At 45.7% G+C, this 10,710-nt stretch carries 12 protein-coding genes; 9 read left to right on the forward strand and 3 right to left on the reverse strand.

Features of this window, described 5'->3' with window-relative positions; translation table 11 throughout:
- Positions 1 to 28 precede the first annotated feature (28 nt).
- The 4 genes from fumC to AAAA78_RS06040 are packed head-to-tail and all read left to right on the forward strand — an operon-like array spanning position 29 to position 4,846.
- Positions 29 to 1,420: a class II fumarate hydratase gene (gene fumC / locus AAAA78_RS06025; RefSeq protein WP_340590885.1), complete on the forward strand. Its 1,392-nt coding sequence runs from the start codon at positions 29 to 31 to the stop codon at positions 1,418 to 1,420.
- A gap of 1 nt (position 1,421) precedes the next feature.
- Positions 1,422 to 2,351, forward strand: coding sequence for a hypothetical protein (locus AAAA78_RS06030; RefSeq protein ID WP_340590886.1), 930 nt, complete (start codon positions 1,422 to 1,424; stop codon positions 2,349 to 2,351).
- A 13-nt stretch (positions 2,352 to 2,364) separates the two neighbouring features.
- The gene (locus AAAA78_RS06035; RefSeq protein ID WP_340590887.1) at positions 2,365 to 2,805 is read left to right on the forward strand and encodes a hypothetical protein; all 441 of its coding nucleotides are present in this window, start codon (positions 2,365 to 2,367) and stop codon (positions 2,803 to 2,805) included.
- A gap of 22 nt (positions 2,806 to 2,827) precedes the next feature.
- The gene (locus AAAA78_RS06040; RefSeq protein ID WP_340590888.1) at positions 2,828 to 4,846 is read left to right on the forward strand and encodes an ATP-dependent helicase; all 2,019 of its coding nucleotides are present in this window, start codon (positions 2,828 to 2,830) and stop codon (positions 4,844 to 4,846) included.
- 1 nt (position 4,847) lies between these two features.
- Here the strand turns inward: AAAA78_RS06040 and AAAA78_RS06045 are convergent, their stop codons facing one another.
- Together AAAA78_RS06045 and AAAA78_RS06050 are read right to left on the reverse strand one after the other, a co-directional pair.
- On the reverse strand, positions 4,848 to 5,357 hold the full coding sequence (locus tag AAAA78_RS06045; protein ID WP_340590889.1) for a hypothetical protein: 510 nt from the start codon (positions 5,355 to 5,357) through the stop codon (positions 4,848 to 4,850).
- Positions 5,358 to 5,425: 68 nt separating this feature from the next.
- Positions 5,426 to 6,100 carry an RluA family pseudouridine synthase gene (locus AAAA78_RS06050; RefSeq protein WP_340590890.1) on the reverse strand — a complete coding sequence of 225 codons (675 nt, stop codon included), beginning with the start codon at positions 6,098 to 6,100 and terminating at the stop codon, positions 5,426 to 5,428.
- A 215-nt stretch (positions 6,101 to 6,315) separates the two neighbouring features.
- Here AAAA78_RS06050 and AAAA78_RS06055 point away from each other — a divergent pair, with 215 nt between their 5' ends.
- The 4 genes from AAAA78_RS06055 (at position 6,316) to AAAA78_RS06070 (ending at position 8,506) form a co-directional block, all read left to right on the forward strand.
- On the forward strand, positions 6,316 to 6,576 hold the full coding sequence (locus AAAA78_RS06055; RefSeq protein ID WP_340590891.1) for a hypothetical protein: 261 nt from the start codon (positions 6,316 to 6,318) through the stop codon (positions 6,574 to 6,576).
- 70 nt (positions 6,577 to 6,646) lie between these two features.
- Positions 6,647 to 7,576 (forward strand): ParA family protein, encoded by a 930-nt coding sequence (locus AAAA78_RS06060; protein WP_340590892.1) that lies wholly within the window; start codon positions 6,647 to 6,649, stop codon positions 7,574 to 7,576.
- Between the two features lie 9 nt (positions 7,577 to 7,585).
- Entirely contained in the window at positions 7,586 to 8,173 is a 588-nt protein-coding gene (locus tag AAAA78_RS06065; RefSeq protein WP_340590893.1) for a hypothetical protein, read from the forward strand.
- A 3-nt stretch (positions 8,174 to 8,176) separates the two neighbouring features.
- On the forward strand, positions 8,177 to 8,506 hold the full coding sequence (locus tag AAAA78_RS06070; protein WP_340590894.1) for a BolA family protein: 330 nt from the start codon (positions 8,177 to 8,179) through the stop codon (positions 8,504 to 8,506).
- Between the two features lie 84 nt (positions 8,507 to 8,590).
- Here AAAA78_RS06070 and AAAA78_RS06075 read toward each other — a convergent pair whose 3' ends face one another.
- Entirely contained in the window at positions 8,591 to 8,836 is a 246-nt protein-coding gene (locus AAAA78_RS06075; RefSeq protein ID WP_340590895.1) for a hypothetical protein, read from the reverse strand.
- Positions 8,837 to 8,929: 93 nt separating this feature from the next.
- Here AAAA78_RS06075 and ettA point away from each other — a divergent pair, with 93 nt between their 5' ends.
- Positions 8,930 to 10,600: an energy-dependent translational throttle protein EttA gene (gene ettA, locus AAAA78_RS06080; protein ID WP_340590896.1), complete on the forward strand. Its 1,671-nt coding sequence runs from the start codon at positions 8,930 to 8,932 to the stop codon at positions 10,598 to 10,600.
- Positions 10,601 to 10,710: the final 110 nt, after the last annotated feature.

Consider the following 10,710-nt stretch of genomic DNA (forward strand, 5'->3'; position numbering starts at 1 on the left):
AGGGCAGAGCCCGGAACTGGAGTAGAAGATGGGACAAAGTTTTCGCATAGAAAAAGACACTATGGGTGAAGTGCAAGTGCCAGCAGATAAATTCTGGGGAGCACAAACACAAAGATCCACGCAGAATTTTCGTATTGGTGGAGACCGTTTCCCTCGAGAAATGATTCGCGCCTTAGGAATTCTTAAAAAATGCGCCGCTTTGACGAATCACAAGCTGGGTCTTTTGGATCAAAAGAAAACCGATGCCATTGTAAAAGCCGCCGACGAAGTAATCCTTGGAAAACTCGATGCGCATTTTCCTTTGGTGGTGTGGCAAACAGGTTCTGGCACTCAAACAAATATGAATGCCAATGAAGTGATTGCCAATCGTGCGATGGACATGATGGGTATTAAACTTCCAAGCAAAGATATTCATCCCAATGACGACGTGAATAGAGGTCAATCTTCTAACGACACATTCCCAACAGCGATGCACATCGCCGTCGGAGAGCAAATCCATCACCGTTTAATTCCAATGATGGAAAAGTTGCACCGCGCTTTGGAGCACAAGCAACAAGACTTTAAAGACATCGTGAAGATCGGGCGCACGCATTTGATGGATGCAACACCATTAACACTCGGCCAAGAGTTTTCTGGCTACGCAACTCAAATGAAACACTCCATTCAAAGAGTGAAAAACACGTTGCCGCATCTTTATGAATTGGCCTTGGGTGGAACAGCGGTGGGCACCGGACTTAACACTCATCCGCAATTTGCAGAAGAAGCGGCAAAAGCTATTGCTCATGAAACGAAGCTTCCGTTTGTCTCTGCTGAAAATAAATTTGAAGCTTTAGCGACTCACGATGCTTTGGTGGAAGTGAGTGGTGCACTGAACTCTGTTGCGGTGTCCTTGATGAAAATTGCCAACGACATCCGTATGCTTGGATCTGGACCTCGCTGCGGTATTGGTGAGCTGAATTTGCCGGAAAATGAACCGGGCAGTTCAATCATGCCAGGAAAAGTGAACCCCACTCAGTGCGAAGCCATGACCATGGTCTGTGCGCAAGTGATGGGAAATAACGTGGCCGTGAGTGTAGGCGGAGCCACGGGGCACTTTGAACTCAATGTGTTTAAGCCTTTGATTGTTTATAACGTGCTCAACTCAATCCGTTTGCTTGCGGACGCCTGTGAGTCCTTCACGGATCATTGCGTGGTCGGCATTGAAGCAAACACAAAACAGATTAAGAAGCACCTCGACAACTCCTTGATGCTTGTAACAGCGTTGAATCCTCACATTGGCTACGACAATGCGGCGAAAATAGCCAAAACTGCTCATAAAAATGGCACAACACTGCGCGAAGAAGCCATCAATCTTGGACTCCTTTCTGGCGAAGAATTTGATAAGATAGTAAAACCTGGGGAAATGATTGGAGTTAAGTAGAATGAATTCGTTGTTGGCAAAAGCGAGCTGGATGGAGCGCGATGATATTCGCCCTTATGTTTTTGTTCGTCCAGAAAATCAAATCGCACTGCCAGGCTCCGTTCATCGTTTGGATTGGTTTAAAAAAGAACCGGTCTTTAAAGATCCTCTCGATATCAGTGAGATCGCTTTCGCAGATCGCATTTACTCCATCGAAGAGCGTGCATTTGGTCCTTCGAATATGGCCATGCCTCGTTGGGTTTTTTACGATTGCGCTGTGATGCCAGGCTTTGTTGCGGGATTCGCCGCAAAACCTTCCGCGCTTACAAAAGAGATGCGTGAAGTTCTTGATCCCAAAAAATATCCAGCAACAGGTTCTCCCATCAAAACATCCGGTGTGATGAAAGAAATCACTTCGTTGGATGAGATGGACTGGGTGCCATTGTCTCTCTTCATTATCATTCCAACGATGCATCGCGGGGAGTGGGTGGCGCACAATCTGTGTTCGATCAACTCATTGCTTCCAGACGGCGGACTTTACGGTCTGGGCTTTCTGTCAAAAGCGTTCGGTTTGTGGTATGCTAACGTCGAACAGTGTTCAGGAATGACTCAGTGGGGGAGCCCGGCTTTAAAACTACACTCTCACTACGGTCACTTGGAAGTGATCGGTGCTTATGCTCCGGTGCACTCGCATGCAAAGACGATCACGTATCGTGTGCAAGTAAATACGCACTGCTGGGAAAAGTTCTTCAATAAGGAACCTGACTTGGCGTTCTTGGAAAACTACGGACCAACGGGAACTTTCATTGATCCGAAAAATGAAGAGAGCATGTTGAACTTCCAACAGCGCATTGAGCGCAGTGAAGGGCCTTTTTACCTCAGCGCAGGTGAGATCGCTCAAAAGAAGTTAGATGAAAAATTGATGATTTATAATTTGAAACAACAATACTAGATAGGAAGAAAAAATGTCGATGAATACCCTGCCCCCTGTCGCGAAGTCTTTTTTTGCGTTCTGTAAGAAATGTGATGCAGATAGATACCACGTAGTTCTAGCTCACACGTCTTCGACTTCGGCGAAAATCAAATGCGAAATCTGCGGTTCGCAAAAGACGTACTCTCTTCCGAAAGCGCAAACTCGCACGGGTAAACCATTGACGGGTGCGGCGGCGAAAAAACGTGAGCAAACATTGAACTCACGCAAATCCAGCCACCGCAACGAATACGAAATGTTGATGTCGAACGAAGGCGCTCCAACGGCGTCTTACAATATGAAGTCTAAGTTTGAGAAAAACACAAAACTTCAACATCCCAAATTCGGGATGGGTTTCATCAAAGACGCGATGTCTGACAAAATCGAAGTGGTTTTCGAAGACGAAGTTCGCACTCTTATTCACAACCGCACTTAGTAGTTTTTAGATACGAGATTTCATGGATTGGCTTAAAGGGTTGAACCCCGAGCAGCAGAAGGCCGTAAAACACAATTACGGCCCTTTGCTTATTTTAGCAGGTGCGGGTTCAGGTAAAACGACGGTTCTTGTTTCAAGAACGGGACGAGTGATTTCTGAAAGAGTCGCACAGGCTCAAGAGATCTGCGTTCTTACGTTCACAAACAAAGCCGCGCGCGAATTAAAACACCGCGTGCAAGCAAAGTTGGGCAATACTGGGAAAGGTCTCTGGGCAGGGACTTTCCACTCTTTTGGATTGCAAATTTTGCGTCGTTTTCACAAACACGCCAATCTGTCTCCGTACTTTGGAATCGTCGATCAAAGCGATTGCAATTCCATTCTGAAAGACTTGATTAAAGATATTAAAAATTCCGGCAAAGATAAATTTGATGTCGATAAAATTCTTTCGATGATCAATGACCGTCGTACGGGCCTTGCCGTGCAAAACGAAGCTTTTGACGAATACCATGAAATGGCAGAAGTCTTAGCGCCGAAGTTTGCAAAACGCCTAGAACACTTGGGCGTTGTGGATTTTGAAGGTCTTTTGATTAAACCCTTGCAGCTTTTTAAAGAGCATCCAGATATTTTAGAAAAAGTTCAAAATTCCTTTAGCCAAGTGATGGTGGATGAGTTCCAAGACACCAATCGCATGCAAATGGATTTGATCGCGCAGATCGTAAAGTCTCATAACAACCTCACTGTTGTTGGCGACGACGATCAGTCGATTTACGGCTGGCGTGGCGCGGAAGTAAAAAATATTTTGAACTTTCCGCAGGAATTCGCGAACTGCGAAGTGATTAAGCTTGAAAGAAATTATCGTTCTTCAGCAGAAATTCTTGCCATCGCCAATGCGGCGATTTCTAAGAATAAAAACCGCCATGGCAAGATCTTGCGCTCTCAAGCAGCGCAAGATACAGGCGAACTTCCTGAGTTGTTTGTGCTTGATCGTGAAGAAGACGAGTGTGAATTCGTCGTTTCTGAAATTTTAAATTTCCAACGCCAAGGTTATAAATACAAAGACTTTGCGATTCTTTATCGTTCGAACACACAAGGGGGCTTGATTGAGTCTTCTTTGCGTCGTGCGAATATGCCTTACAGTATTTCCGGTGGAACTTCGATTTTTGATCGACGTGAAATCAAAGATTTGATGGCGTATTTAAAACAAGCCTTGGCTCCGAATGAAGTGTCTCTTCGTCGTATTATCAACGTGCCTTCACGTGGCATTGGTGACACCACGATTGAAAAACTCAGTGAGTTCGCTTTGAAAAAAAGAATCAACTTTGTCGACGCCTGCCGTTTCTGGAAGGAAGCCGAAGTGCAAGACAAAGCCGGGGAATCGATTGATAATTTAATGAAATTCATCGAAGACCTTCCTAAAAACATTTTAGACTTCCAGGTGGGTTCTTCGCCGGGTGCTAAGATGGTTGAGATCTTTCAAAACATCGGTTACCGCGAATACGTCTATGGCACAGCGGCTGATCCGACAAGTGCTGAAAAAAAATGGATGGTCGTTGAAATCTTTGGTCGTATTTTAGATTCTTACTTAGGTCGTCGCTCCTATGACATTGAAAATATCAAGTCCTTCGTAGACTCGATGCTTTTACGCGATGATATGTCTCAGGAAGAAGAAGAGCCGAATAAAATCCAGCTTATGACTTTGCATGCTTCAAAAGGTCTTGAGTTCCCTGTTGTTATTTTGGCGGGTCTTGAAGAAGATCTTTTACCGCACAAGAACTTGGGCTCTGATATTGATGAAGAACGTCGTTTGTTCTATGTCGGTGTCACTCGTGCGAAAAAACGCTTGGTGATGTCACGCTGTCAGCAACGCAAGAAAAACGGGGCAGTTCGTCCTGTGACGCCTTCAAGATTCCTGTTGGAGCTTCCGAAGGAACTCTACAAAGAATATCCTCTAGGAGCACGTCCTGTTGTAGGACAAGAGCGTGAGGACCTGGTCGCAAACTTTCTTTCAAAATTAGACAGTCAGCTTGGCAGTAAAAAATAAGTTAGTTCTCGCCTAAGCAGCCAAAAGCGTCGCAGGGACGGGGGCTTATGCGTTTGATTGTGCCTGTAATGCGGGTGGTTTTACTTTTCTCTTCTTGGATAATAGAAAGGGCAATGGCTCCGGCACTTTTAAGTTCAACGATGATCTTGCCGACGTGCTTGCGAGTCAGATAAAAACCATCCTTATCAATGGCTCCGGTTTGTATCGAGGTTTCAGGGTCTATCAAGGCGTTTTTGGAGATGCGGCGAGGCTCGAAGACAGTGCTAAAAAAAGATTTTCCGATCGAATAGCCCACTTGAATGAAAAACTGGTTTTGCACCATGTTCACGCGCATTTCAGCTTTGCAGATGATTGATTCTTCGACGAGGCAAGGGCCTTCCCAGTTTCCTATAAAGTCCCCAGGGTCACCTACATACTCGCGAGGACCGACAAAGTCGGCGTTTGTCGCAGAGCCTGAGTTTTGGCAGCCAATGATTGCCATGATAAATAAGAACGGCATCAAAGATTTCATGATTCGATTGTGGCGCGCCCTCGCTCGCTCAAAAAGCGAATCATGACTTTTCTGCCGACTATCAAAATCTATTTCATGAGTTCGCGGAAATCAGTTGGCAGAGGCGTTTCAAATGTCTGCACGCGCCCTCCAATTGGCAAGCTTAAACGGAATGCATGCAGATACATGCGTTCGTTTTTGTAGATCTCTGCCATTTTGTCGTTGTACTTTGGATCGCCGTAGCGAGTGTCGCCGACGATAGCATGTTTTGCCAAAGCCGCGTGTTTACGAATCTGATGTTGACGGCCTGTGAGCAAACGCACTTCTACCAAAGAGAAAAATTTATTAGAGCTCATCACACGGTACAAAGTTTTTGCGTCCATGCGATCTTTCAAAAGACCTTGTGGATTTTTACGGCCTTCGGATTTGTCAGAAATGGGAAACGACCACTCTTGCCATTCTTCAGATACGTCCATGCCTCCACGCAAAACGGCGTAGTACATTTTCTCCGCCTTGTGAGTTTGGAATTGCTCTGACAAATTGGCAGCGGTTTCTTGTTCGGTAGCGACAATCAAAAGGCCGCTGGTTTCTTTATCCAAACGGTGAACGGGGTAGATGTCATGGAAAGTTCCTGGGTGCAGTTGCTTTTTAAGAACACTGCGAACGTCACCTGCTTCGTTATGAACAGAAATTCCTGGCGGTTTATTCACGATCAGCCAGTTTTTAGATTTTTCGACAACAGGAAGTTTAGTTACAGGTTTCATTCGCGGTCCTTCAAAATGTGTCCTGGATTTCTACGGGAGACGGCCTAGGAATGCACGGAAATAAAAACGAAGGTCTCAGAAAGGCGCTTCGTGGGGCTTAAGAACGAGAAAAAAGTTCCCAGCCGGAGAGAAACAGGCCTGATTCTTGGCATAGGAGGCGGCCTCAGTATTTGTCCCGTTTAAGAGGCAAGGCACAATAGGGGAATGAGGTGGCTATGAATCCCGCAGTCCAAGAATTCTTGCAGTTTCTTGATACGGAAGATGATACTGATTACGGCGATTTTAAAAGGGAGGTGGATCTGCATTTGCGTCGCCTTATCGAATCCATGCGCCCTTTGACCCCCGAACAAGTCTGGCAGTTTCGCAAAATGCGCGAGCAATTACTCTGGTCCTATCAGTTTGACATTGAAGACATGAGGTCTCAGTTGAAGGAAGAGGTCCAGCATCTTGAAGATTTTAGTCCTCCTGGGTTGTGATAATAACTCTGTGCGCTGTTCTTGCCCTTGCGAAAACCTCTATGTACCCTTGAGGCAAGAGGAGGTCCCGATGTCCACATTGGCGCAGCAGGAATTTTGCATCACTCTCAGTGATTTGGCCTCTTTCATGGAAATCTCTTCCAGCGAAGTCAAAAAGAAGGCCGAAACCGCACTGAAGAAAAAAATCAAATCCTTGTGGCTGATGCCTGAGGAAGTTCGCGCGGTTTTGCTTGCGGAAGGCTACAAATATCCTCACAAAGTCATTTCCATTCAAATGCTCAAGGGCGGAGTTGCGAAAACAACTTCCGTGTTGAACATGGGCTTGCGTGCGGCGATGTATGGCGCGCGTGTTCTATTTATCGATTTGGATCAGCAAGCAAATTTAAGTTTTGCCTTGGGTGTCGAGGACGAAAGTCTTCCGGTCTGGGTGGATATTGCAGAAAAACGCAAAAGTATTGAAGAGTGTGTGCGTTTTGTAGAACCGCATGTGGACCTCATTCCGTCTTCCTTAAACAATTCAGTTTTGGATCGTGTTTTGTTAAATTCCAATCGTAATTGGGCGCAAATCGTGAAAGGTCCGCTTGAAAAGATCAAGCATCGCTATGATCTTATTTTGATCGACACCGCTCCGGCATTGAGTGCAGTGAATACGGCCGTGACGGTGGCGTCGGATGAAGTGATCTTGCCGGTGAACCCCGATAAATTTGCGTTCTTAGGTTTGCAGAAGAATTTGACTGAGCTTGACGATATCAAGCGTGATTTCGATTTGGAATTCACCAAAAGGATTCTTTTCACGAAGTTCGACGGCCGTGAAAACACGAGTCATGAACTTTTACAGAAGTGCATCGAATCTTTTGAGGATTCCCTGATGAAGGGTTATATTCGAACTTCGTCAGAGGTGAAAAACACCGTTCGTTCGGGAAAAAGCCTTTTTGCCGGAAAATCTCCGGTGAAAGCGGATTACGATTTTGTGACACGTGAAATGTTAGGATTTGTCTAAGAGGTTGTTATGCCAGAAATCAAAAATTACGACGGTAAAAAGAAACATCACTCCAAAGCTCATCATGCGAAAGCGCATCCGGAGTCTAAAACGCATCAAAAGCGTCGCCCTCATCATGAGGCGGCTGAACATGCTCCGGAAGAAGAGTATGTAGCCACTGAACAAGCGGCTGATGAAGCAGAAGCGATTAACACCGAAGCGCAAAACGAAGGCGTTCAGCACGATGTCTACGTTGATGAAGTGCAAGCGGAAGCGGAAATGGTGGCTGAAGGCGGTCCGGCTTTTGGTGACGAACCTTCCGAACACACGCACGGTCACAACTCTGACAAAGTTCACTTGGAATTTTACGGAAGCGAATTGATTCGTCAAAAAGCTCCGAAAGTGATGGAGCTTGCTGACACTGTGGCCGATGAATGGAAACACGATGGTCAGTTTGAAGGTCTTCCTGTCGGAAATCCAATTGCGCAGATGGCGGCGGCCAAAGCTTTGCGTACAGCGAAAGATGTCGAGAAAAAGTTAGAAGAAAAAGGTGTCATCGCTATGGCGAAGATGGGCATCGATTTCGTGAAATCTAAAATTGAAAAGAAAAACTACTAAATCATGTCCCGAGCTTCCCGTTTGAATGAAATTCTAGAAAAGGCTCTCGCTCCAATTCACATGGAGATCGAAAACGAGAGCCACATGCACTCTGTTCCTCCGGGAAGCGAAACTCATTTCAAAGTTCTGATTGTTTCTGCTGCATTTGAAGGCAAATCACGCATCGATCGTCAAAGAATGGTCAATGATCTTCTTAAAGAAGAACTTCAAAGCGGTTTACACGCATTGACGCAAAAGACCTTAACGCCTACAGAGTGGGAAAAGCAAAAATCCACAATGCAATTTGAATCACCTGAGTGCCTAGGCGGCAGCAAGCACGATAAAAACCGTTGAAAAAGGCCCATCCGACTTCGTTGTCGGACTCCTGTTCTCCTCCGCCTCGCGGCTGAACCTTTTTGAACGGTTTTTGGTAAATGTTTATTCGCCGAATTCTTGGAGTTTGGATTTGAGTTCGCCGAGAAGTTTTTTGACTTCCTGCAGCTGCTCTTCTTCAGGGGAAATCTTGTTGCTCATTTGTTCGGTGAGGACATCCCATGTGTCCAAGGCCTGCTTCAGGTCTTGATTCAGACTTCCGAACACGGATTTGCGTGCGGATTCCTTCTTTTCGGTGGAAGCCGAAGTGTCTGCTGGGTTTTGTTGTCGCTCTAAGATGCCGTCACTCATTCGCTAATTTAGTTCTGCTTATTTTCCACCAAAAGTGCTTCATGCACAGGGGCAGATAGTGTTATAACACTTCCTTTTACAGGAGAGGACGTCATGTCTCAAGAGATTATCTACACAATGAAGGGCGTAAGTAAAGTATATCCTCCACAAAGATACGTTTTGAAGGATATTTATCTTTCTTACTTCTATGGAGCGAAAATCGGAGTTTTGGGTCTGAACGGCTCTGGAAAATCCACTTTGCTCAGAATTATGGCAGGCGTAGACAAAGATTTTCTTGGTGAAGCCTTCCCATCGAAGACAATGAAAGTCGGTTACTTCGAGCAAGAACCACAGCTCGATAATACAATGACGGTGAAAGAAAATATTTTTGCCGGCATGGGCGAACTTCCAAAGTTGATGAAAGAATACAACGCCATCAATGACAAATTCAGCGATCCTGATTTGGATCCGGATGAGATGAACAAACTCATCGAAAAACAAGGCGCTATTCAGGAAAAATTAGAAGCGTTGGGCGCTTGGGATGTGGATCAAAAAATTGAAATCGTGATGGACGCTCTTCGCTGTCCAGATGGTGATCTGCCGGTAACAAACTTATCGGGTGGTGAAAAACGTCGTGTCGCCTTGGCAAGATTGATTATGTCAGAGCCAGATATTTTGTTGCTTGATGAGCCGACGAATCACTTGGACGCAGAATCTGTAGCATGGCTTGAACAATATCTTTCAAAATTCCCAGGAACCGTAATCGCTGTTACGCATGATCGTTATTTCTTGGATAATGTAGCTGGTTGGATTTTAGAATTGGATCGCGGTGAAGGTATTCCTTGGAAAGGGAACTACACATCTTGGCTTGAACAAAAAGACAAGCGCATGGCGAACGAAGCCAAAGACCAAGCTCGCAAAGCGAAAACTTTGGAGCGCGAGTTGGATTGGATTCGTCAAGGCGCGAAAGCTCGCCAAGCGAAATCGAAAGCCCGTATCTCTAACTATGAAAATCTAATTAAGGAAGCATCTCCTGAAAAAATCCAAGAGATGTCTATCTACATTCCACCGGGACCTCGTTTGGGTGATATCGTTGTTGAAGCTAAAGGCATCACGAAAGCTTATAACCACAAAGTTCTTTTGGACGATGTGAGTTTCACAATTCCTCGCGGCGCGATCGTCGGCGTAATTGGACCGAACGGTGTGGGTAAATCGACTTTGTTCCGCATGATCACTGGAAAAGAACAACCAGATTCTGGAACTTTCAAAGTCGGGGATACAGTGAAGATTGCTTACGTGGATCAAACACGTGAGACGTTGGATCCAAACAAGACGATCTATGAGGAGCTTTCTGGCGGCGCTGATGTCGTTCAGTTAGGAACCCGCGAGATCAATGCTCGTCAATACGTTTCTTGGTTTAACTTCTCTGGCACAGACCAACAGAAAAAAGTCGGTCAGTTATCGGGTGGTGAAAGAAACCGTGTGAACATGGCGAAGATCCTTAAAGAAGGTGCGAACCTTTTGCTTCTGGATGAGCCGACGAATGATCTGGATGTAAATACAATGCGTGCTCTTGAGGAAGCTCTTCTTGAGTTCGGTGGATCTGCCGTGGTGATTTCGCATGACCGTTGGTTCTTAGATCGTGTTTGCACGCATATCATGGCTTTCGAAGGGGAATCTAAAATTGAATTCTTCCCGGGGAACTTCTCTGAGTACGAGGAAGATCGTAAGAAACGTTTGGGCGAGAATGCTGGTCCAAAACGAGTTCGTTTCAAGATGGTTTAATACACGACGTCTGGTGGGCGGATTTGCTGGCTTTAAAGGCCTTTAGCAATTCCGCTCCGTCAGACACGGCATCCTGCCTCGCCGCGCTTTGGTACGACATCGTGTCGGCG

Source organism: Bdellovibrio sp. BCCA (assembly GCF_037996825.1).
Taxonomy (GTDB): domain Bacteria; phylum Bdellovibrionota; class Bdellovibrionia; order Bdellovibrionales; family Bdellovibrionaceae; genus Bdellovibrio.

Coding starts and splice junctions, on each gene's coding strand:
- fumC (WP_340590885.1), top strand. CDS start 29: ATGGGACAAAGTTTTCGCATAGAAAAAGACACTATGGGTGAAGTGCAA.
- AAAA78_RS06030 (WP_340590886.1), top strand. CDS start 1,422: ATGAATTCGTTGTTGGCAAAAGCGAGCTGGATGGAGCGCGATGATATT.
- AAAA78_RS06035 (WP_340590887.1), top strand. CDS start 2,365: ATGTCGATGAATACCCTGCCCCCTGTCGCGAAGTCTTTTTTTGCGTTC.
- AAAA78_RS06040 (WP_340590888.1), top strand. CDS start 2,828: ATGGATTGGCTTAAAGGGTTGAACCCCGAGCAGCAGAAGGCCGTAAAA.
- AAAA78_RS06045 (WP_340590889.1), bottom strand. CDS start 5,357: ATGAAATCTTTGATGCCGTTCTTATTTATCATGGCAATCATTGGCTGC.
- AAAA78_RS06050 (WP_340590890.1), bottom strand. CDS start 6,100: ATGAAACCTGTAACTAAACTTCCTGTTGTCGAAAAATCTAAAAACTGG.
- AAAA78_RS06055 (WP_340590891.1), top strand. CDS start 6,316: ATGAATCCCGCAGTCCAAGAATTCTTGCAGTTTCTTGATACGGAAGAT.
- AAAA78_RS06060 (WP_340590892.1), top strand. CDS start 6,647: ATGTCCACATTGGCGCAGCAGGAATTTTGCATCACTCTCAGTGATTTG.
- AAAA78_RS06065 (WP_340590893.1), top strand. CDS start 7,586: ATGCCAGAAATCAAAAATTACGACGGTAAAAAGAAACATCACTCCAAA.
- AAAA78_RS06070 (WP_340590894.1), top strand. CDS start 8,177: ATGTCCCGAGCTTCCCGTTTGAATGAAATTCTAGAAAAGGCTCTCGCT.
- AAAA78_RS06075 (WP_340590895.1), bottom strand. CDS start 8,836: ATGAGTGACGGCATCTTAGAGCGACAACAAAACCCAGCAGACACTTCG.
- ettA (WP_340590896.1), top strand. CDS start 8,930: ATGTCTCAAGAGATTATCTACACAATGAAGGGCGTAAGTAAAGTATAT.